Genomic DNA, 20255 nt, shown 5'->3' with positions numbered 1-20255 from the left:
CTACAATTCCTCGCCGGGGACCGACAGGTAGGCGTCGCGCAGCTCGGTCAGGAGGGGGTGTTCGACGGGCATCGGCTGGTCGTCGATGGCGGCGACCGCGCGGACGCCGATGGAGGTGTTGGTGGCGAACGCCGCCGCCATGCCCTTGGCCTCGTTCACGGTGACCGGTGTGGTCTTCCAGTCGGCACGCTGTTCCTGGAGCAGGGCCATGGTGACGCCGGGCAGGACCGGTGCCTGGGGCCACACCACTGTCCCGTCGGTGTCGATGAACCCGACGTTCCACGTCCCGCCCTCGGAGACCAAGCCGTCGCGGCCCACGAACAGGGCGTCATCGAACCCGGCAAGCTGGGCGGCGCGGCGGGCGTGCAGCGCGCCGAAGAGTCCGGCGTGTTTGACCAGCGGAAGGTCCCGTTCGTAGGGGATGGTCATCGCGGTCAGCGGAGGCGGCGGGAGTTGTCCGGCGGGCCGGACGGTCACCAGCAGCTCCGGCTCTCGGGCGTCGGCCGGGCGCCCGAGGTTCACCGCGGGGTCGTAGTTGGTCACGCGCACGATGCACGGACCGGAGTGCTCCGCGAGGGCTGCGGCCACCAGGGTGCGCACGCGGCCCGGGTCAACTGCGGTGCCGAAGACTTCCCGGCTGTCACGGGACAGCCGGTCGAGGTGCAGGGACAGGCCCCGGATACGGCCCTCGGCGTCGACACGCATGGACGTGAAGTGGCCGTACGAGGTGAGCGCGAGAGGCATCAAGTCGTCGGCGGTTACAGGCTGGTCGCTGAGTTTTGCCATGACCGTCAGCATGGCACCGGTCCGGTGTACGCCGTTACCCCGATCGTGGTTACTGACGGGTCAACTTCAGCGCAACTTCGTTCCCTGCAAACGCCTTCCCGGTGTGGGCTGGTGACCACGCCAGCACTCGCGGTGATCAGCCGGGTGAGTTGCGCAGCGCGGAATCTCCGCGCCTCCATCCCCACTCGCCCCTTCCCTCCCCTGTCCGGAGAACGCCGATGACCTCGATGACCAGAGGGCTTCCCACGGCGACGCCCCCAGTCCACGCCTTCGCGGTGGCCTTCCAGCCTGACGACTCGCGTGTCCAACACATGCGGCGGATCACCCGGGCCTCGCTCCGCCACTGGAAGCTGGCCTCGGTGACAGCCGAAGCCCTCCTCGTTGTCAGCGAGTTGGTGACCAATGCCGTCCAGCACGGCGACGGCACCGTTCAGCTCCTTGTGGAGCACCGCGTGTGCGAGCTGCGGATCGAGGTCACCGACAACGGCCCCGAGATGCCGGTGCTGCGCGAGGCCGGAGACGACGATGAGCGGGGCCGGGGGCTCCTGCTGGTCGACGCCTTCGCTGAGAAGTGGGGCACGACCGGTGACGGGCGAACCGTCTGGTGCTCCCTCGCCCTTCCCTCGGATGCCGCCTCATGACCGGCGCGGTCCCCGGCGGCGTTCAGCCTCGGGATGCAGCCCCGCTAGGCCCTGGTGCTGAGGAAGTCGGCGGCGCGGTCGTCCAGCTCGGCGGCGCTGCGGACCCCGCGGTTGCGGAAGCTCGCCAGGTCCCGGCGCAGGCGGCTGACGGCCTTGCGGGTGCGTACGGACTGGACGCCGGCCATGTGGTCGATCGCGCGGTGCCAGGTGGTACACGCCTGTTCGATGCCTCCGGCCTTGAGTTGCATTTCCGCTCCGGCGACGAGGTCGAGCGCGACGATCCGCGCGTACGTCGGTGCGGGGCGGGACTCTGCTGCGCGTTCGTACTGTTCGGCGGCGGCTCGGTGGTTGCCCATCGCCTCGTGGACCTTGGCCGTGCGGGAGTAGACGGACGCGGCGGGCGGTCCCCAGGCCAGGGCCCAGAACGGCAGCTCGTCGTCGCGCCCGGCCTCCAGGAGGTTCTGTGCGAGGCCGGCTTCGGTGAGGGCGGCCTTCTTCCGCCCGGACTTGGCGAGCGTGTGGGCGTGGACGACGCGGAACAGGGCTTCGGCCGAGGGTGCGACCTTGCCCTTGGCGCGGGTGAGGCCGGTCTCCGCGAGTGCCTGGCAGTGCTCGGGCCGGTGGAGCTTCAGCCCCTGCATGGCCATGGTCCGCATCACGAACCCGTCGTGCCCAACGATGCCGGACTCGGCCGCCAAGTTGTAGGACTGGAGGTAGTACCTCTGGGCGAGCCCCTGCTGCCCGGCGTCGTAGCTCTTCCAGCCGAGCAGGTGCACGCCCCGGCTCGCGGCCGACAGCATCTGTCGGCGGGCCTCTTCGGTCCGGAAGGTGCCCCGGACGAGGGCGGCGACGTCGTCGGAGAGGTACTGAACGAGGGCGCTGCGGCCGTGGGCGCCGCCGTGGCGCTCGTCCATCTCGGTGAAGAAGGCGACCATGTCGCGGACGGCGGCGACCTCGGCCATGCCGACGGTCCGGCCGGTGCGGGCGGCGGCCGTTCGGGCGGCAATCTCCTGTACGTGGGCCAGCGGCAGGGCGGCGGCGGCCACCGAGTACGCGGACTTGGCCAGGAGTTGGCGGCGGTCCAGCTCGTATCGCCACATCGGCATCAGAGCCTCCAGCGGGTCCGTGCTCAGGGTGAGGCCCACCGCCTCGTCGTCCGGGGACTGGGGCGCGAGTCCGAGATCTGCCGGCGTCAGCACGCGGCCGATGCGGCGCGAGAGCGCGACCGCGAGGTAGCGGACGGTGTCCCCCGCAGGCACGACGCCCGACAGCCAGTGCTCCACGGTCGACTTGTTCGTCCGCAGCGTCACGCCGCACTCGGCGGCCACCGCTCTGATGTCTCTGGCCAGCGCGGCGTAGGTGAGACCGGACTCGGTGACCGCTTCGCGGAGCTGGACATTCGGCGTGCGCGTCGTCATGGAACCACCTGCCCGTATACCCGATATACCGCCTCGCCTGCCCGACACCGTACCGCCCCACCCCCGCGCCGTAGTTACCTGGCTACAGAACGACATCTCCGGTGGGAGCGGGAGCAGGGGCCGCCCGTGTTCACGACCCCGCCGCGTCCACGCGCTCCCGTCTCTTCGCGCCTTCTCTGTTCCGCTTCTCCCCCACTCCCCACCGGGAGGCACGCATGTCCATGACCGTTCACGACCTGCCCGTACGAGACGCCGCCGCGGCCCGTACGAGAAGCGTCGAACCCGCGCGGCCCGCCTCCGAGGTGGCTCTGTTAGGTCTGCTCAAGAGCCTGAACGGCGCCTTCCTGAGCGACGGGGTGGACGACTTCCTGGAGCGGATCTTGGGCTGGGGGGCGAGGCCGCTCACCGTGGACGAGACGTGCACGCTCGTGGACCGCCTCCATGGCTGCCTCTGGCCCCTGGTGACCGACGCCCTGCACGGCGCGGAGGGCCGCCCGGACAGCCTGCTGCGACAGCTCGTCGCCTCCGCCGCCCGCCTCGACACCGAACGGCGGGCGCGGGAGTTCGTGCCGACGCAGAGCCACGCCCGTCTCCTCGCCTCGCTCGTCGGCGCCCTCCTCGACCTCGTCAGCGACGACGTCCCCGACCCCTCACCCCACTTCGACGGCGGTGATCCCCGGTGAAACGTCCACTGCCCCGTGCGTACTGGTGCCGCGCCGATCAGGTCGTCCCCGGCTCCGTGCACATCCCGCTGTCCAGCCTCACCACCACCGTGCCGGGGGAAGCCGTGGAGTGGGTGCGTGAGTCCGTGCACACGGTCGCGCCCCTCCTCGACCGGGAGGTCTTCCACACCATGTGGGGATGGCTGGGCGATCACCGGGCCATGGACGCCTCGGTGGTCGCGCTGCGCCGGGGCGAGCCCTACGCCTTCACCACCGCGACGCCCGGCGGCGGGCTGCTCAGGTGGACGGCTTCCCCGGTGTCCGTCCTCCCTCTCGCGGGCCCCGGCTGCCTGCTCGCCGGCCCGCCGCCGCGACCGGCCTCATTGCCTCCGGCCGCGCCCTCTTCTGTCCATGACCACCGCTCGTCCTGGAGTACCGCGTGAACGCCCCACAACCTCCCGGCCGTCCGCCGGCCCTTCCCGAGGCGATACGGGATCTCAACTCCGTGTGCTCGGCAGCGGGGTTGGGACTCATGATCCACCCCAGCCCGGACGCCCCCGGGCGCGAAGCCAAGCTGGGGACCGCCGACCCCATGACGGTCCGCCGACTGGCCGACCTGCTGCGGACCAGCATGAAGGACACCTTCGAGACCCTGGCCGCGCTGCGCGGCGTCCTCGAAGCGCACGGTCTCACGGCCCCCGACCTGGCCGTGGTGGCGGGGGAGATCGTGGTGGGCGACCTCACGGTCCCGGATGCCGAACGGCTCGCCCAAGCACTGGGCGCGCCGCCGCGGGAGGCGGGGGCGGACCCGGTGATCGAGCTGGCCGACTGGCCTCAGGGGAAGGAGGTCACGGCCCGCCTGGACCGTGCCCTGCGCGAAGCGACGGACCGGTTCATCGATCTCGCGTTCCAGCCCGACTGCGGTCGCTGCGGAGGAAAGCCTGTCGTCTCGACCGGCGCGGTCTCGGTCGCGACCGCTCGTCGGCTTCTGGCCGCGCTGGAGTACGGGGACCGGCCATGACCGGGGCATTCGCCCGCCCGGATCTGGCCGGGGGCCTCCTGCACCGTGCCGCCGAAGCCCGTCAGCACCGGCACCGGTTCCTCCGGGCCCAGCTCCCCGACGCCGAGATGGGCCAGGCACGGCACCTCGATGTCGCCAACGCGAACGTCCTGCGGCGGATTCTCGGGGAGCACGGATGGCCCACCCGGGCCCTGGTGGGCGAAGCCGCGGTCTGGGCCGCGTGGGAGATCGCCCTCCACGCTGACCCCCTGCCCGACTTCCAGCGCGCGGCCCTGCGGCTGCTGGCCCCCGCGGTCGAGCAGGGGGAGGCGACAGTCCAGCAGTGGGCCCACCTCCACGACCGGTGCGAAGCCGTCACCGATGACCGCCAGACCTTCGGCACCCAATACCGCCTCGGACCGCACGGACCGGAACTCGTCCCGGTGGACACCCCCGGCGAACTCGACCAGCGCCGCGCAGCGGTGGGGCTCGGCCCGCACAGCGAGGCGATGGCCGAACTGCGGCGCCGCCTGGGCTGGGCACCTCCCGACGAACAGGCGCCCACCGTGTTATCCGAGCCCGTTCCGCTGCTCGCGGGGGTGCCGGCATGACGACGACGTACCAGTCCGCAGAGCTGGAAGAACTCGCCCCCGAGCACTTCAGCCGGGCGCGCGCCCCGCGGGTGTACGACTGCCTGCTCGGCGGCGTCGACACCTACCAGTGCGACCGGGACGCGGCCCTCGACCTCTACATGGCCGCGCCGTGGGCGGCACTGGCGGCCCGGACGAACCGCCACTTCACCCAGACCGCGACCGCCGCCGCGGTGCGCCGCGGGATCGGGCAGTTCCTGGATCTGGGCTGCGGTATTCCGCATCGGCCGAACCTTCACCACCTGGTCCCGCACGGCTCTCCCGTGGTCTACGTCGACCGCGACCCCGGAGTCCTCGCGCACGCGAAGTCCCGACTGGACGTCGGGCCGCCGTACGAGACGACAGTGGTGGCCGCCGACCTCATGGACATGGAGGAGCTGCTGGCCCGGCCGGACGTCGCAGGGGCCTTCGACCCCGGCCGGCCGATCGCCGTCGCGGTCCACGACGTACTGCCGTGGAACGCGGACGACGCCGCGGTGGCGGACGCGATGGCCGTGCTCCGGGGCTGGCTGCCGACCGGCAGCACCCTGTCGATCACCCACCTCACCGACCATTTCAACGCCCGCACCGTGCCCAAGGCCGTCGCCGCGTACGAACGGCACGGCCTCACCGTCCGGCCGCGCAGCCTCACCGGGATATCCGCGTTCTTCGGCGGCTTCACCCACCTCGGGTCCGGGCCGGCCGCCGTCAGCCAGTGGTCCGCCCACGGCCCGAACGTCTTCCACTTCACCCCCTACCCCGCCCGCGCCTCGGACTGCGCCGCGTTCGCCGGCATCGCGGTCAAGACCTGACCCGCAGGGTGCCCTTGAACCGCCGCCCGGGGTCCGGCAGACCCCAGGTCCCAGCCCCCGGCGGCGCACCACCACCACGACGACAGGAATCGCTGGATGAAGAAGAAGATCACCGTGATCTGCTGGAACCTGGAGCAGAACGGGAAGAACAACGCCGCGCTGCGGCGTCAGGCCCACGAACTCCTGGCCCAGCACAGCCCTCAGCTGGTGCTGCGGCAGGAGATGCCGGGCGCCGACGGGGACGGCGCTGCGGTCATGTACGAACTGGAGGATGCCCTCGGGATGCGCGGCTGGCTCGGCCCCCGCTCCTGCACGGCGGTCTTCGCCGACCAGAAGGTGTTCCGCACCGTGCGGGAATGGCCCCAGACCGGCCCCATGTGGGTCCTGCCGCCGACCGCGCTCACCATGCGCTACCTCCCCGCGGGCCAAGACGCCCTGCCGATGGTGGTCGGCTCGTTCCACCTCAACTACGCCTCCACGACGACCCGGGCGGCGGAGGCGGAGTGGCTGACGACCTTCGCCGACAAGCGGTGGGCCACCCCGGAGGGCGGGACCGTGCGTATCCCGGCGCTGCTCGGCGGGGACGCGAACAGCTACCCCGGGCCCTCCGGATTTGTCGAGCCCGCGCTCCCGGTCCTCGACTCCATCCGCGACGAGCCGCACCGAGTGCACCGCTCCTACCCTGAAGCGGGGCAACGGCGGATGGACACCCGCCCCGACGAAATCCTCTGCACCGCAGGACTGCACGACGTCGCCGTGCACTGCGCCGACCGGCCGCAGGGAAACGCTGACGCGCTCGCCCCCACCGTGGACTCCTGCGAGACGCACGGACCCGAGGCACGGATCGATCGCATGTACGCCACCGGCGAGCTGCTGCCCGCCGTCATCGACGTGGATGTCATCCCCGTACCGCTGGTGATCTCGGACCACCATGCCCTCCGGCTCACCCTCGACGGTGGCCTTCTCGCAGACATCCTCAACCGGCAGCCCGTCAGCTCCCTCACACGCCCGGGCAAGGGCGCCGAGGGCACCCTTGCTGCCGTCGGGTGAGGCGGACAGAGATGCACCACGTGCCCCAGTCACCACCCGGCGACCACCGGACGACCACGGTCGCGGCCGGCGTGATCCTTCGGAGCGGACGCCTCCTGCTCGTCAAACAGCGTGGACCGGAAGGGGCTCCGACCTGGCAGTTCCCGGCCGGGAAGGTCAAGCCGGGCGAGTCCGCCGAGGACGCCGTCGTCCGGGAGGTAAAGGAGAAGACCGGCCTCGCCGTCAACGTCACGGAACAGCTCAGGGAGCGAGACCACCCGGACACCGGTGCCCGCATCCTCTACTTCGCCTGCGCGATCCGGTCCGGCACCGCCCACCGTGCAGCCCCCGACGAAGTCACGGACATCAACTGGGTTCCCCTCCGTGACGTTTTCCACTACGTCCCCGACGGGTTCTATCTGCCTGTTCAGCAGTACCTCGGCACCACCGCCACCGTGCTCGCATCGAGAGGTCCGCGCAAGAAGGGGTGACCGTGCAGATTCAGCCGAATTCAACCTTCGATCACACTCTGCGGCGAAGAGGAGCGTCGAGGGGGCGGCGACCTGGTTAGCGTCGCAGACGGCCAGACCAGGCCCGCACCCCTGGACGATCCGCTACTACCCAAGGAGTCACGCATGACCGCGATCGACACCGAAAAGCCGGTGGTCACAGATCAGCAGACCGTTGGCACTGTCGATGACGCCGATCCGTTCGGGCTGGACATCAGCTTCATCGAGGGCACGCCCGCGACCGAGACCGTTCTGATGTGCACCACGGGTGACACCTGTGGTTCGAGCTGCCCGAGCGCCTGCGTCACCTCGTAGCCAAGTCGGTTCGACGGCGGGGGCTGGGCGGACATTCCGCCCGGCCCCCGCTCCACCAGGAACGGAGTGTGGTGATGACGCGCGTACGACTCAACCGGTATCAGGACGCCGGGGGAGCCATGCTGCGGGCCGCGGTGAACCTCGCCGAGCCGGAGATGCCTCCGTGGCCCGGACCTGGTGCGCCGCTTGACTCCTGGCGCTCGTGGCTCGCCGCCGTGTGGGCCAACGAAGCGTTCCGGCTGGCGGTGTCGAGTGCCAGCCCCGATCTCGCCCGCCGGACAGAGTCCATCCTCGCGGGCCGGAGTCCGAAAGCGCGGCGGGTGCGGCGCACCGCTTTGGCTCTGGCCCGGTACGCGATCCGGTACGCGCGCCGGCCAACCCCGTACGGGCTGTTCGCCGGCGTCGCGCTGGTCGAGTTCAGCGACACGGCCGGGGTGCACATCGGCACCCGCCACCAGGTATCCGTCCGGCCGGACCCGGCCGCGGTCGATGCGGCGGTCAGCGGCTGGGAGGCGGACGGCGAGAGGATGGCCGACGTGGAGGTGTGCGTCAACACGCTCGCCCAGCGCCGTGGCACACGGGTCTTCATACCGTCCGAGGGCGCGGCCGAATTCTCTCTCGCTCTTACCTCAGCGCTCGTCCTCGTCCTCGACGCGGCGCGCGCCCCGATACGGAGCGCGGCCCTGGCGGACAAACTTGCCGCTGAATTTCCGGACACGTCGGAACGCGACCGGACCAAGCTGATCGGGGAACTCCTCCGGGTACGGCTCTTACGGTCGGCGCTGCGCGCGCCCGCGACGGTCACCAACCCGTGCGACGTCCTGCTGTCTGCTCTGCGGGAGAAGGTCCGCGAGAATCCGGCTGCCCCTGACCTACGGCTGGATGCGGCCGTCCGACTGCCCCACTCGGTAATGACGGAGGCGGAGACCGCCGCGACCGTTCTGGCCCGTCTCGCCACGCACCCGAACGGCATCTCTGTCTGGCACCGTTGGACCGAGCGGTTCACCGAACGCTACGGCGAAGCCGCCAAGGTACCGGTGGAGCTGGTGACGAACCCCGCGGAGGGCTTGGGCTTCCCCGACGGATTCGGCCGGGGGGCCGAGCCCCCGCGGCCGATGTCCCTCCGCGACCGGCTTCTGCTGGGGCTGGCCGGCACGGCGGCGGTCGAGGGCACCCGTTCGGTCACCCTGTCCGGCTCGATGATCGAGGAACTGGAAGCCGCAGCGGGCGCTGCCTCCCTCACCGCACCCCACCTCGAACTCGGCGCGTCCGTACACGCTCGCTCGCAACTGGCTCTGGAGCGTGGGGACTTCCGACTTCAGGTGTCCACCGTTTCCCGTGCGGCCGGTTCGATGACGGGCCGGTTCTGGCACCTGTTCCCTGGGACGGGCGCCACCTACGCCACGCTGCCCACGGTCGAGCCCGGCGCGGAGCTGGTCCAGCTCTCCTTCCACGCCGGTCGTGTGCCGGCCGACCTGCTCACCCGCGCGCCGCGCGTACTGCCCCGGGTGATCAGCGTCGGCGAGTTCCGGCACCCCGGCAACGGTGTCCTGTTCCCGGCGGACCTCGTTGTCGGCGTGCGGGACGGCCGTCCGTATCTCGCCGAAGCGGCCACCGGCCGGCATCTGGAAACCCTCACACCGACCGCCCTGAACTTCCTGTGGAACAACTACACCCCGCCCCTGGCCCGGTTCCTGGCCGAGATCAGCCGGGCTACCGCGCCGCAGGTCACCTGGTTCGACTGGGGCGCGGCCTGGACCCTGCCCTTCACCCCGGGCCTGACCTACCGGCGGTCGATCCTGGTGGCGGCGCGGTGGAAGGTCCGCGCCCGCGACCTCCCCGCCCGTACGGCGGCGACGGGCGAGTGGGTGGAGCGGCTGCGGGCCTGGATGGTGCGGTTCCGGGTGCCGGGCCGTGTGCTGCTGGCCGAGGACGACCAGCATCTTCCGCTCGATCTCAGCCGGTCGATGGATCTGGATCTGCTTCGGGCCCATCTGGACGCCAGTCCGTTCGGCGTCGCGTCCCTGCACGAGGCCCCGCCGTCCGACGCGGACGGCTGGATCGGTGGCCGGGCCCACAACCTTGTCTTCCCGCTCAAGGTCCGCACGTGACGGCCGCGACGGTCCCGCCGGGGACTCAGGACCTCTCCGAGGGCGCCCTTGGGATGGCGCTACTGCACATCGAACGTGGCGACCTGACCGCCGCTCGGCAGAACCTCGTGCTGGCGGTCGCGGGCGGCGTGAGCGCGGGGGCCAATGCGTCGCTGTTCCACGGCGCCCCCGCGCTGGAGTTCGTTCTCGGCCGCGCCGGCCGTGCGGGCGGTGGCGTCCACGCGGCCGTCGACCGTGTGGTGGACGCCCGGCTCGCCGCCGCCCGCCGACGGCGGGAGTCCGGTGCGCTGCCGCCTCTCGCGGAGTTCGACCTCATCCGCGGCCTGTCCGGACTGGGCGCGTTGCTGCTGGTCCGGGGCTCGGCGCCGTCCCGGCTCACGGACGTGCTGGCGTACCTCGTCGCCTTGTCCCGACCCGCCCACACGGGCGGTCGGGAGCTGCCAGGATGGTGGTCCGCGGCGGGACCCGACGGCAAGGAGATGAACGGCGGACACGGCAACAACGGCGTCGCGCATGGCATCGCCGGGCCCTTGGCGGTGCTCTCCCTCGCCCACCGGGCGGATGTTCATGTGCCGGGGCAGCTCGACGCCATCGGGGTGTTCGCCCGCTGGCTCGACGCGTACGGCGGAAGCTACTGGACCACCCGCGCCCAGATGGACGCCGGAGAGCTGCCCGTGCCGGAGCCGGCCCGCCCGTCCTGGTGCTACGGACCGCCCGGCGTCGCCCGCGCCCAGCAGCTCGCCGCCCTCGCCCTGGGCGACTCGGTCCGGCGGCAGGCCGCGGAGGACACCCTCGTGCGCACGCTGAGCAGTCCGGTGCACCTGGCCCGGATCACCGACGCCACCCTGTGCCACGGCTGGGCCGGGCTCGTGACCCTGACCCGCGCCGTCGCCGCCGACAGCCCTGTCCCGGACCGCTTCAGGCCGCTGATCACCGACCTGAACACGCGGCTGGCGGACGATCTGCACCGGCTGACCAAACCGGGGTTCATGGAGGGCCGCAGCGGCGCCCGGCTCGCCCTCGACGGCACCGACTCCACCGGCTGGACCAGTGCCCTGCTGATCACCTGACCCGAACCGGCACCACCGACAAGGAAACCCTCATGGACCTCGATGACGAGAATCTTCCGATCACCCGCGAAACAGGCTGGTGGCACGCCACCGTGGCGTTACCCGGCGGCGCGGTGAGCCCCGAATCCGCACACGCCCTATCGGCCGCGTTATCCGGCCGGCGCTTCCACTTCCTCCGCAAGGACGGCGGGCTGCGGCTGCGCACCGAGCACCCCGCCGCGGATCTCCTCGACCGGCTTGTTGCCGACCGGGTCGTCAGTGCCTGGGTGACCGGGGTCTACGAGCCGGAGACCGAAGCGTTCGGCGGGCCCGACGGCATGGACGTCGCGCACGAGGTGTTCTGCGCGGACAGCCGGGCCGCCCTGGCAGAGACCGGCGAGCCCGGCGGACGGGAGCGCAGCGTGCTGCTGCTGTCCACCATGATCCGCTCGGCCGGGCTGGACCCTTTCGAAGCCGGGGACGTGTGGGCCAAACTCGCCGCCCTCCGCCCGCCCGTCACCCCGCCCATCGGACCGGCACTCGCTACGGCGGTCACGTCGATGCGCCGCCTGATGAACGCCGACGCCGCCCGGCGCCCGAACCCCGAACCGGACTGGGCCGACCGCGTCGAAGCCTTCGCCGACGGCGGCCTGCGCCTGCGCCGCCTCGCCGCCGACGGGCACCTGACCCGCGGCCTGCGCGCCGTCCTCACCCATCACGCGATCTTCGCGTTCAACCGTGCCGGGGTGTCTGCCACCGAACAGGCAGCCACCGCGTGGCTTGGCCGCCACGTCGCCTTCACCGAAGAAGAGGCACCCGACGTGTCCGCCCGCCGAGCCCCGTCCCCCGGACCTACCCTCGCTCGAATGGAGATCACCGTGACACCCGATTCCCCCTCCACCACCCTGCGCGAGGCCCTGGCGGACCGCCTGGTCGACAGCGGCCACCTGCGCACCCCTGGCGTGATCGATGCCTTCCGCACCACCGACCGCCACGAGTTCCTTCCCGGCGTCGACCTGGAGGCGGCGTACAAGGAGGACGCGGTGCCGATCAAGCACGACGAGGACGGAGAGATGATCTCCTGCATCTCCGCGCCCTCGATCGTCGCCACCCAGCTCGAACAGCTCGGCGCGCAGCCCGGTCACACGATTCTGGAGGCCGGGGCCGCCACCGGGTACAACGCCAGTCTGCTGGGTCGGCTCGTCGCCCCGGGCGGGCACGTGTGGACCGTGGACGTGGACCGGGACCTGGTCGAGGGCGCAGAGAAGAACCTGGCTCGGGCTGGGGCCGACGACGTGACCGCCGTGCTGGGTGACGGCGCCGCGGGGCTTCCTGAGCACGCTCCGTTCGACCGCATCCAGTTCACCGTGGGCGCGGGCGACGTCCCGGTGAAGCTCCTCGACCAGCTCGCCCCCGGCGGCCGGCTGGTCCTGCCGATGCGCATCCGCGGCAGCATCTCCCGCAGCTTCGCCTTCGAACGTGATGGCGACACCTGGAAGACCGTGTCCTGCGAGATGGCGACCTTCATCCCGCTGCGCAAGGGCGTCTGCGACGACATCTACACCCGCGTGCGCATGGAGGGCGAGGGCAACGTCCACCTGGAGACCTTCAGCGAACAGGAAGTGGACCGCGACGCGATCCGCACCGTGCTCGACCAGAAGCAGTCCAAGGTCTACACCGGGGTGAAGCTCCGCCAGGGCGACCCGTTCGAGTGGATGTACCTCTACCTCGCCTTCGTGCTGCCCAACGGCCTGTCCCGCATGCCCGGCTCCCGCCCCGGTTTCACGCCGCATTTCGGCTGGGGCTCCATGGCCGCGCTCGACGGTGACTCCCTCGCCTACCTGACCATCCGGGAGGGCGAGGACGACAAGGGCCGGTTCTGGGAGATCGGCGTCGTCGGCCACGGCTCCCACGCCGCCGAGCTGGCCGAACACCTCGCGGGCGAAATCCGCAACTGGGAAGAAGGCTGGGGCAACACCGCCCCGGACCCCACGTTCCGCATGGCCGTCGGCGACGCCCGCCACCAGCTCACGGCCGCAGACCCGCGGTTCGTCATCGACAAGACCTACAGCCGCCTCACTGTCGACTGGCCCCGCAAGGGCTGACCTCGTGGTCCCCGCGATAGCCAGCCGCATCCCCCTGGTCCGCCGCCTCAAGGCGCCGGCGCTCCCTCTGGAGGAGCGCATCACCCACCTCACCGGGCTGACCGTCGCGCCCGCCGGTGCGGGCCACCACGACTTGGTGGCCCGCGCCAGCGGGGTCCTCAACTACGCCGCGCTCATCGCCTCCGACGTCGGGATGCCCGACCTGGCCGCCGAACTGTGCTGGCGGCAGCACCGGACCTTCGCCAAGGCCGGAAACCTGACGGGGGCCATCGCCGTGATGTCGCTGATGCCCCTGGTCAACGTCGCCCGTCTCCTGACCCGCGAAGGCGACGGCGAAGCCGCCTACGACGTTCTTACCCGCCTCTACCGCGCCGCCCAGAAACGCGGGACCACCGAGATCCACGGCCGCACGGTCGATCTCGCGGCGCTCATCAGCACCGACACCGACCACCGCAAGGTGTGCGAAGAACTGTGGGCGACCCTGCTGATCGACGGCGCTCGCGCCCTCGCGCGGATCGGCCGCTGGGCCGACGCCGCCGACGCCATGAGTGCGCACCGCGGCATCGGCAACCGCCTCCTCGACGGCCGCCAGATCATGGTCATGGCGCTCATGGAACGCGGCCTCGACCAACAGGCACTCGACATGATCGACACCACCACACCCACCGAGCCATGGGAGACCACCATCGCCGCACTCCTGCGCGCACACTGCCGCTCGGCGCCCTCCCCGCTGCCCGGCCCGGACCTCTACGTCGTACTCCGCGAGACGACGACACTGCTCAGCGTCCCCGAACCCTCGTACGCCGTGTTCCAGACCCGATCCGCACTGGCCGCGCTAGACCTCGCCCAAGATCGAGCCGGTGAGGATGCCCACCCGCTTACGGAAGCCGTCGCCACCACCGCCGCCCTCGACGCCTACGCCGCCCGTGAAGCCCTGCACCACCCCGTGGCCCGGCGATCCCTGAACGACACACAAAAACAGCGGCTCAGCACAGTCATCGCCGAAGCGGGACTCGGGAACGGATGCCTGTCCCCACAGCACCTGGACGCCGTGACCGATGCTGTGGAGAAGGCCGAAGCCGCGCTAGACGATCTTCTCTAGGCACCGCTTCATCCGGTCTAGAACGCTGGGCCACCAGGCGGATTCAACGGGCCCCGATGGTGGGTGGCTTCCGGAAGGCTGACCGGGTACTGCGGGGGCTCGGCCGCCGTACGCCTACGGCCCTCGGCGGCCGGAGGAGTGCCACCAGCCGGTGTTCTGGTCTTCAGTTCGTCGTGAAGTCCCCGTTCCCGGTGAACAGCGGATCGGGCAGCGGCCTCGGCCTTGGCGACGGCGTGCCGAAGGTCGGTCGCTGTCCGAAGGTCGCGGTTCTGAGCGTCACGACGAGGTCGGTCTCCGGCCTGCCGGATGGACTCGGCTTCGGTGAGGACGTCGGCGTGTGTCTCGGCGGGCCCCGCGACCGTGACAGCGCGACGAAGCTTGTCATGACGCTCGCCCAGCTCCCGCGCAACGGTCGCGCGCTGTCCGTGCAGCACCTCCCGTTCGCTCTCCGCACGTGCCCGGTCGTCCCCGCGGAGAAGAGGACGGCCGAAGCGGGTGGTGGCAGTGAGCTGCTGTTCGACTCGTTCAAGCTTCTCGTGCGCTCGTCGGTCTGCCTCGGTGCGCTGCTCGATCGCCTGGGTGAGGGACTGGATGTCGCGGATCGCGGCGGCGCGCTCGGTGAGCCGCTGCTGACGGCGGTCGACCGCAAGGGTCTCGGGGCCGGCTCCGGCTGCGGCCTGTTGTTCGGCGGCGGCTGCTCGGGCTTCCGCTTCCTCGGCCGCCCTGCGGGTCGCTCGGCTCGCGGTGGCCGCCCTGCGGAGGGCTTCCCGTAGGGCGTCATCGCTGAGGTGGGCGTACGGTCGGTCGGGCGACTGCACGGTGCGAACGCTCCCGTCTTCGTCAAGGGTCGGTGTCCGTGGAGAGTCCGCGGACTCGTGATGCTCTGCGCCGGTGCCGGGCGCCCGGGGGACCGGGAGGTCCTGCACGACCTCCCGGATGTGCGTGGGGACCATGTCCTTCGGGAGTTCCGTGAGGATCATCCGCTCCTCCGTGCCCGTTTCGATTTCACGGATGAGACCGGCGACGGCGCGGTCCAACCGCTCTTGGTCGGTCACGGGGTCACCGGCTGCTGCTCGGTCGGCGTCGGTCTCGTAGACGGCCAGCGGAAGGAAGAGGTGGCTCTCCTTCTTGTCCCGGCTCATCATCGTGTAGAGGGCGTTCGGTCCGGCACCGGGACCGTAGACCAGTGCTTCCTGGGCGCTGAGGCCCTGGCTCTTGTGCCCGGTGATCGCATAGCCGAGGCTCAGTCCGCCCTGGGCGATGTAGTCGGCATCGATCCACTCGGCGTGGTCGGTGTGCCCGTCGGGCGTCTTCTCCCGCCACTCGACCAGAACGCGGCGCTGATCGTCCACGGCGTGGACGAGTCCGCGGTGGCCGTTGAGAACGTCCTGCTGCTGGCCTCCGGTCTTCTTGGACCGGTAGTCGTTGGTGCGCAGGAGTACCTGATCGCCCACGGCGATCGTCAGTTCGCCACCGCCCGGAAGCGCGTAGGCGTACTCCGGGCCGGTCAGATGACCGCTGGCCTTCCGAAGGGCTCGGGCCCCCACGTTCAGTTCCTCCACCACTCCGTTCGTGGCCGCGAGCATCAGCAACTGCTGTACGGCGGTGTGGTCGTCGTTGTGGGCGGCGCGCTTGTCCGCCCACACGGTGAGCATCGCGGCCAGCGTCTCGTCCTTGGTGGGGAGCGCGTGGACGCGGCCGGTGCTGGCGAATGCGCGGAGGGCGTCCGTACGCAGGTCTTCCCGCCAGAACCGGAGCGCACGACGCTCGACGGCATCACTCTGGCGGTAGTTTTCCGTAAGTTCGAGCCCGGCGACCAGGTGGTGGACGGCGGCGAAGTGGCCGCCGACCCCGGGTGAGTGGAGCTGCTTCGGGTCCCCGATGCCGACGACCTTGGTTCCGGTGGTCGCGGCGTGCGCGAGGAGTTCAGCCACGTCGCGGTCGTCGCACATGGCTGCTTCGTCCACGACGAGGACATCCACCCCGGCCAGCCCGGGGCCGCCGCTGCGGATGCCGGTGAGCCAGGAAGCCAGGGTGCGGGAGGTGATGCCGGCCTCCGCCTTCAGGTTGGCGGCGGCGACCGCAGCCGTGCTCGTGCCCGCGACGACCAGTCCTTGTGCCTCCCACGCCTGCCGGGCGGCGTCCATGATCGTGGTCTTGCCCGCACCGGCGACGCCGACGACGGCGTCCACGCCATGCCCGGCGGTGAGCAGACGTTCCAGTACGGCACGCTGCTCGGCGGAGAAGTCGAACCCCTGCTGGATCTCGACGGTGGAGATGGTCATCGCCACCGTGTCCGGGCTGACGACTGCGGCCTGTTCGTCACGGCGACGGGTGGTCTCGGTGACGATCATCGTCTCCGCCGCAACGATGTCCGCGGTGGTGTAGCGGTCGGCGTGGCTGTAGTGCTGGGCACCCTTCGGGTTCAGCTTGACGGCGTACCCCGCCTGTCGGAGGACGGAGTCGGTGAGGCGTTCGGCCTCCTCGGCGTCCGCGACTCCGTACGGGAGGGCGTCCAGGACGGCGGCGATGGCGGCGGCGTGGGTGAAGTCCTTGGAGTTGCTGGTCAGTCCGGTCTTGGGATCGAAGACCACGGCGCACAGCTCGTCCAGGCCGGGGTTCTGCTTCGGGCTGTCCTGTGCCAGCGCGTTGGCGGCGATAGCGTCGGGGTCGTCGCCTGCGGCCCGGCCCTCGGCCTGCCAGTAGTCGCGCAGTACGTCGTCCGCTACCGCGGCTTCTCCGTTCTTCGCGGCCTTGGATGCCGTGGAGGCGGCGGTGCGCTCGCGGGTGGTGGCGCTGTCGTAGTCGATGCCGAGCTTGGTCAGCAGGTCGCGGACCTGGTTGTCGCGCTTGCTGAAGAGGCGGATGGTGGCCTCGGGGATCGCCGCGATCTCCCAAGCGCCCGTTCGTTCGTCGCGACGGAAGGAGATGCCGAACTCGTCGGTGAGGTCGCGCCGGATACGGGCGTTCATGAGGGACTGAGTGGCGCGGGCGTGCCGGTGAAGGTCCCGGCCTCCGCTGGCCATGGTGGACCACTTGCCGTCGATGCCCTTGACCATGTTGGCCAGGGTGAAGTGCAGGTGGAAGTGCGGGTCACCGTACGGGGCTCCGTCCACGGGCCGGGCCGCGCGGTGCACCATCATCCAGCCGGAGAACCCGCTCGTTGCCACGGTCTCGGCCTCTTCGCCGTCGCCGTGGTGGCCGCGCATGGCGTAGGCGGTCCACCGCTCCAGGGCGCTGATGGACTCGCGGCCGGCTGAGGTGTAGATGCCCTCCACCCGCTCGGCGATCTCCTCGGGGGCGTAGGCGAGGAACGTGGACTTCGACTTCGTGAGGTCGAGGGTGACGTCGGCGCCGCGGTTGCCTACCTCAACGCGCCCTTCGAGGAGGGCCGCCTTGATCTCCTGTGCGTCCCACACGTCCGCGGGCGCGAGCCCTGCGGCCTTGGCCATGGCGATGGCTTCGCGGACGTCCATGGGCAGGTCCCGGAGACGTCGTTCGGCCTCGCCCGCGGTCTGGGCGTACCGACGCTTCATCGACTCGGAGGTGAACAGATCGGCAGGCGGCTGCCCGGTAGCCGCCGAGCGGGCCTTGACGGCACTCAGGAGTGCGCGGGCGTCCAGGTGGCCGCCCGCCTCGGCGGCGACCGCCTTCTCCAACACGTCCTCGCCGTACAGGGTGACGGCGTCGACGCCGACGGCATCGGCGAGTTTGAGCACGGTGGACGCCGGGATTCGGTGCGATTCACCGAACCGCTTGAGCTGGCTCTCCATCCTGCGGAACGCGTCCTGTTTCCGCTTGGAGTCGAGCAGGGTTACGGGGTTCACACTGCGTTCGGCAGCGAAGTGGCGAATCGCGCGGACCAGCGGGGCGGCGGGGAGCTTCGCGGCCGGCGCGATGGCGAGCTTGGGTTCCACGAGGGTCTGCGCGGTCCGGGGGTCCTCGCCGTGCATGAGGCGGCGGGCGGCCTGGAAGTGCTCCGGGCGCAGCACACTGCCGGGAGTGATGTCGAATTCGGTGAGACCGTTGCCGATCCACATCAACGGGCGCTCGCTGGCGTTCAGGTGGTAGTCCACCTGTCCGTCAGCGGCCGGCCGGGGAAGGGCCTGTTCGCCGTACAGGTCGTGGGCGTCGAGGCCGGCTGCGGAGGCGACTTCGACGGCGTCGAACCCGGTGAACCGTGCCGTGCCCTTGCCGCGGATCAGTCCGCGGGCGCGGAAGAAGCTGCGCTTGGCCTCGTGGGAGCCGAGCAACGAGGCGACGGTGACACCGGCCGCGTCGGCCTTGGCCTCGATGGCGGCGACGAGAGGGGCGGCGTCGACCGTGGTGGACTTCCCGCAGCCGTGACCGCCGGTAAGACGGTACTCAACCTGCTCGTCGGACGGGCCGATCATGGTCACCCACCCCACCGGCCCGCTCACCCCCCATGCTGATTCAGCCAGAACTGGTCATCTTGGCCGATTGTATCGTCACGGAGTGACGATACCTTGGTCCTCAAGAATCCTTGTGGTCAGGATTCTTGAGGGTTCTTCACTGGAAACTCGGGCTGTTACCGGCGGCTTCCCGGGTTCGGACCTTGACTGCGAGGGCAGTGTCGGACGACCTCAGAACGTCAGTGAGCGGTGACGACTCGGAGAGCATCCGGCGGTACGCGATGCTGCCCTGAAGGACGTCGACCGTTACCTCGATCGCCCGGCACCTCGGCGTCGGCCGTTCCACTCTCTGCCGGATGCTGGCCGCGTACGGTGCTGTCGTCCGAGAGGCCGAGTTCGGGGCGGAGGAGCTGGCGGGCGAGGATCGCGTACTTCAAGGCGGTGGTCTCGGAGAGGCGGGCGACGGCGTAGTTCCTGGCAGCCAGCGAGCATGCGGCCAGTCCCGCTGTTACCGGAATCGGCTCGCACTCGGTTGTCAGTAGCGGGTGCTTACCTCGATGGCAGCACTGTCGGAATGACAGGCGCCGTTCGATGCGAGGAGGCCGTCCGTGATACCCGATCCAGTTCTCCCCTTGACTCGGGCCGATTCAGCCCCTTGGCGACTGTGGGGCGGAGCGGCCACCACCGCAACGGCAATCGCCCTCACGGTGGTGTCACTCGGCACTGGCTCGTCAGCACTCTTCCGCGGGTCAGCCGCTCTTTCGGCCCTCCTACTACTCAGCTCATACTGGATCGTGAAGCCGTGGTTCGTTGCCCGCTCGGAGACTTGGCATCGGGTCATCACGTTCGTCCCGATGACCGCGTACGTGGTGGCACTTGGCCTGGTCGTGACGGCTGCGGCCAGTTTCCTGCCGGATGAGCCAGTTGAAGCCGGTCTGGCACTGGTGATGATCTGGTGCTTCCACATTGGCGGAGGCGTGCAGGAACCGACCTCGTTCGCCTACGAGCGCCTGAAAGGGCGGCTCACGTGGGCGGCGGCCCTTCAGATATGCGCAATGGCCTGCGGCACCTTGGGCCTCATCTGCTTGGTCCGCAGCCTGCCGATCCCCGCGCGCTACTCACCTGGAGTCTTCGCCACCTCTCTGAGCATGGCGATCGGTCTGGCAGTCGCGTCGTCGCGAGTGTTCGCGCGCGTGCGAAGGCTCGCGACGGAACTGGACAGCCGTGCGCAAAAGTTGGAGCGGTGCTTGGACAGACTGAGGCGCGGCTCGGTGACGGATCGAGAAGACCTTCGGTACGCCACCGAGGATGCTTGGGACGACCTGAACAGAACGCTCCGCAACAAGGTGGAGACGGGGTTCCACCAGTACGGGACTTTCGTCATCCCCTCCGAAACACGGATGGCGTTGGAGGCTCTGGTCACGGAGGTGATCATCGATCCCGATGCGCCGCCCTACCAAGACGCGGTCGCACAGTTGAACGTGTTGCGAACCGCCTGCCGCACCAAGATCGACACCTTGGCATGAAGCATGGCAAGTGCGTCTGATCCTGCCCCGTCAATTGAGCACAGTCATCATCAGATTTCGGCGAAGCATCCATCTGCGGCCATTCGACCGTGCCACGATGGGAGCGCTCAAGAGAGGCGTACGCGAGGCTGCTCGGGAATGGCAAGCCCCTGCTGGTCTCCGTTCCCCCGGGGTCGGCGTGCCGGAGG

The 20255-nt window shown here is 70.4% G+C and carries 17 protein-coding genes; 14 read left to right on the top strand and 3 right to left on the bottom strand.

All coding sequences use genetic code 11. From position 1 onward, the window contains the following. Window positions 1–786 (bottom strand): aminotransferase class IV family protein, encoded by a 786-nt coding sequence (locus tag ACFWIA_RS08005; RefSeq protein ID WP_387001533.1) that lies wholly within the window; start codon window positions 784–786, stop codon window positions 1–3. Window positions 787–1013: 227 nt separating this feature from the next. Here ACFWIA_RS08005 and ACFWIA_RS08000 point away from each other — a divergent pair, with 227 nt between their 5' ends. Further along, window positions 1014–1427 carry an ATP-binding protein gene (locus ACFWIA_RS08000; protein WP_387001531.1) on the top strand — a complete coding sequence of 138 codons (414 nt, stop codon included), beginning with the start codon at window positions 1014–1016 and terminating at the stop codon, window positions 1425–1427. A 44-nt stretch (window positions 1428–1471) separates the two neighbouring features. On the opposite strand, the gene ACFWIA_RS07995 is transcribed toward ACFWIA_RS08000, so the two are convergent. Continuing rightward, on the bottom strand, window positions 1472–2845 hold the full coding sequence (locus ACFWIA_RS07995; protein WP_387001529.1) for a hypothetical protein: 1374 nt from the start codon (window positions 2843–2845) through the stop codon (window positions 1472–1474). Window positions 2846–3060: 215 nt separating this feature from the next. On the opposite strand from ACFWIA_RS07995, the gene ACFWIA_RS07990 reads away from it, so the two are divergent. The 12 genes from ACFWIA_RS07990 (at window position 3061) to ACFWIA_RS07935 (ending at window position 14168) form a co-directional block, all read left to right on the top strand. Continuing rightward, on the top strand, window positions 3061–3528 hold the full coding sequence (locus tag ACFWIA_RS07990) for a DUF6415 family natural product biosynthesis protein (protein WP_387001526.1): 468 nt from the start codon (window positions 3061–3063) through the stop codon (window positions 3526–3528). Next, window positions 3525–3950, top strand: a complete 426-nt coding sequence (locus tag ACFWIA_RS07985) for a hypothetical protein (RefSeq protein WP_387001524.1) — start codon at window positions 3525–3527, stop codon at window positions 3948–3950. Before ACFWIA_RS07990 ends, ACFWIA_RS07985 begins: the two co-directional genes overlap by 4 nt. An 89-nt stretch (window positions 3951–4039) precedes the next feature. Further along, the gene (locus ACFWIA_RS07980; RefSeq protein ID WP_387001522.1) at window positions 4040–4528 is read left to right on the top strand and encodes a hypothetical protein; all 489 of its coding nucleotides are present in this window, start codon (window positions 4040–4042) and stop codon (window positions 4526–4528) included. Beyond that, a complete protein-coding gene (locus ACFWIA_RS07975; protein WP_387001520.1) occupies window positions 4525–5118 on the top strand; it encodes a DUF6624 domain-containing protein in 594 nt (197 codons plus the stop codon). The genes ACFWIA_RS07980 and ACFWIA_RS07975 overlap by 4 nt, the downstream gene beginning before the upstream one ends. After that, window positions 5115–5948 (top strand): SAM-dependent methyltransferase, encoded by an 834-nt coding sequence (locus ACFWIA_RS07970; protein ID WP_387001518.1) that lies wholly within the window; start codon window positions 5115–5117, stop codon window positions 5946–5948. The genes ACFWIA_RS07975 and ACFWIA_RS07970 overlap by 4 nt, the downstream gene beginning before the upstream one ends. 96 nt (window positions 5949–6044) lie before the next feature. Continuing rightward, window positions 6045–6998, top strand: a complete 954-nt coding sequence (locus ACFWIA_RS07965) for an endonuclease/exonuclease/phosphatase family protein (RefSeq protein ID WP_387001517.1) — start codon at window positions 6045–6047, stop codon at window positions 6996–6998. 20 nt (window positions 6999–7018) lie between these two features. Further along, on the top strand, window positions 7019–7468 hold the full coding sequence (locus tag ACFWIA_RS07960) for an NUDIX hydrolase (protein WP_387001515.1): 450 nt from the start codon (window positions 7019–7021) through the stop codon (window positions 7466–7468). A 144-nt stretch (window positions 7469–7612) separates the two neighbouring features. Further along, a complete protein-coding gene (locus ACFWIA_RS07955) occupies window positions 7613–7801 on the top strand; it encodes an FxLD family lanthipeptide (RefSeq protein WP_387001513.1) in 189 nt (62 codons plus the stop codon). A gap of 74 nt (window positions 7802–7875) precedes the next feature. Then, on the top strand, window positions 7876–9912 hold the full coding sequence (locus ACFWIA_RS07950) for a lantibiotic dehydratase family protein (protein ID WP_387001511.1): 2037 nt from the start codon (window positions 7876–7878) through the stop codon (window positions 9910–9912). Then, the gene (locus ACFWIA_RS07945; protein ID WP_387001509.1) at window positions 9909–10982 is read left to right on the top strand and encodes a lanthionine synthetase LanC family protein; all 1074 of its coding nucleotides are present in this window, start codon (window positions 9909–9911) and stop codon (window positions 10980–10982) included. The genes ACFWIA_RS07950 and ACFWIA_RS07945 overlap by 4 nt, the downstream gene beginning before the upstream one ends. Window positions 10983–11014: 32 nt before the next feature. Further along, window positions 11015–13066 (top strand): methyltransferase, FxLD system, encoded by a 2052-nt coding sequence (gene fxlM / locus ACFWIA_RS07940; protein WP_387001507.1) that lies wholly within the window; start codon window positions 11015–11017, stop codon window positions 13064–13066. Window positions 13067–13070: 4 nt separating this feature from the next. Continuing rightward, complete coding sequence (locus ACFWIA_RS07935) at window positions 13071–14168, top strand: hypothetical protein (protein WP_387001505.1); 1098 nt, start codon at window positions 13071–13073, stop codon at window positions 14166–14168. A 17-nt stretch (window positions 14169–14185) separates the two neighbouring features. Here the strand turns inward: ACFWIA_RS07935 and mobF are convergent, their stop codons facing one another. Further along, window positions 14186–18562 (bottom strand): MobF family relaxase, encoded by a 4377-nt coding sequence (gene mobF / locus ACFWIA_RS07930; protein WP_387001503.1) that lies wholly within the window; start codon window positions 18560–18562, stop codon window positions 14186–14188. Window positions 18563–19395: 833 nt separating this feature from the next. Here mobF and ACFWIA_RS07925 point away from each other — a divergent pair. Then, window positions 19396–20067 carry a hypothetical protein gene (locus tag ACFWIA_RS07925; protein WP_387001502.1) on the top strand — a complete coding sequence of 224 codons (672 nt, stop codon included), beginning with the start codon at window positions 19396–19398 and terminating at the stop codon, window positions 20065–20067. Window positions 20068–20255 lie beyond the last annotated feature (188 nt).

It is taken from the genome of Streptomyces sp. NPDC127068 (assembly GCF_042724695.1).
Classification (GTDB): Bacteria; Actinomycetota; Actinomycetes; order Streptomycetales; family Streptomycetaceae; genus Streptomyces.
This window is presented reverse-complemented; position numbering and strand designations above follow the sequence as displayed.

Excerpts from the sequence above, each read along its gene's own strand:
- ACFWIA_RS08005 (WP_387001533.1), bottom strand. The coding sequence starts at position 786 with ATGGCAAAACTCAGCGACCAGCCTGTAACCGCCGACGACTTGATGCCT.
- ACFWIA_RS08000 (WP_387001531.1), top strand. The coding sequence starts at position 1,014 with ATGACCAGAGGGCTTCCCACGGCGACGCCCCCAGTCCACGCCTTCGCG.
- ACFWIA_RS07995 (WP_387001529.1), bottom strand. The coding sequence starts at position 2,845 with ATGACGACGCGCACGCCGAATGTCCAGCTCCGCGAAGCGGTCACCGAG.
- ACFWIA_RS07990 (WP_387001526.1), top strand. The coding sequence starts at position 3,061 with ATGTCCATGACCGTTCACGACCTGCCCGTACGAGACGCCGCCGCGGCC.
- ACFWIA_RS07980 (WP_387001522.1), top strand. The coding sequence starts at position 4,040 with ATGATCCACCCCAGCCCGGACGCCCCCGGGCGCGAAGCCAAGCTGGGG.
- ACFWIA_RS07975 (WP_387001520.1), top strand. The coding sequence starts at position 4,525 with ATGACCGGGGCATTCGCCCGCCCGGATCTGGCCGGGGGCCTCCTGCAC.
- ACFWIA_RS07970 (WP_387001518.1), top strand. The coding sequence starts at position 5,115 with ATGACGACGACGTACCAGTCCGCAGAGCTGGAAGAACTCGCCCCCGAG.
- ACFWIA_RS07965 (WP_387001517.1), top strand. The coding sequence starts at position 6,045 with ATGAAGAAGAAGATCACCGTGATCTGCTGGAACCTGGAGCAGAACGGG.
- ACFWIA_RS07955 (WP_387001513.1), top strand. The coding sequence starts at position 7,613 with ATGACCGCGATCGACACCGAAAAGCCGGTGGTCACAGATCAGCAGACC.
- ACFWIA_RS07950 (WP_387001511.1), top strand. The coding sequence starts at position 7,876 with ATGACGCGCGTACGACTCAACCGGTATCAGGACGCCGGGGGAGCCATG.
- fxlM (WP_387001507.1), top strand. The coding sequence starts at position 11,015 with ATGGACCTCGATGACGAGAATCTTCCGATCACCCGCGAAACAGGCTGG.
- mobF (WP_387001503.1), bottom strand. The coding sequence starts at position 18,562 with ATGATCGGCCCGTCCGACGAGCAGGTTGAGTACCGTCTTACCGGCGGT.
- ACFWIA_RS07925 (WP_387001502.1), top strand. The coding sequence starts at position 19,396 with ATGACCGCGTACGTGGTGGCACTTGGCCTGGTCGTGACGGCTGCGGCC.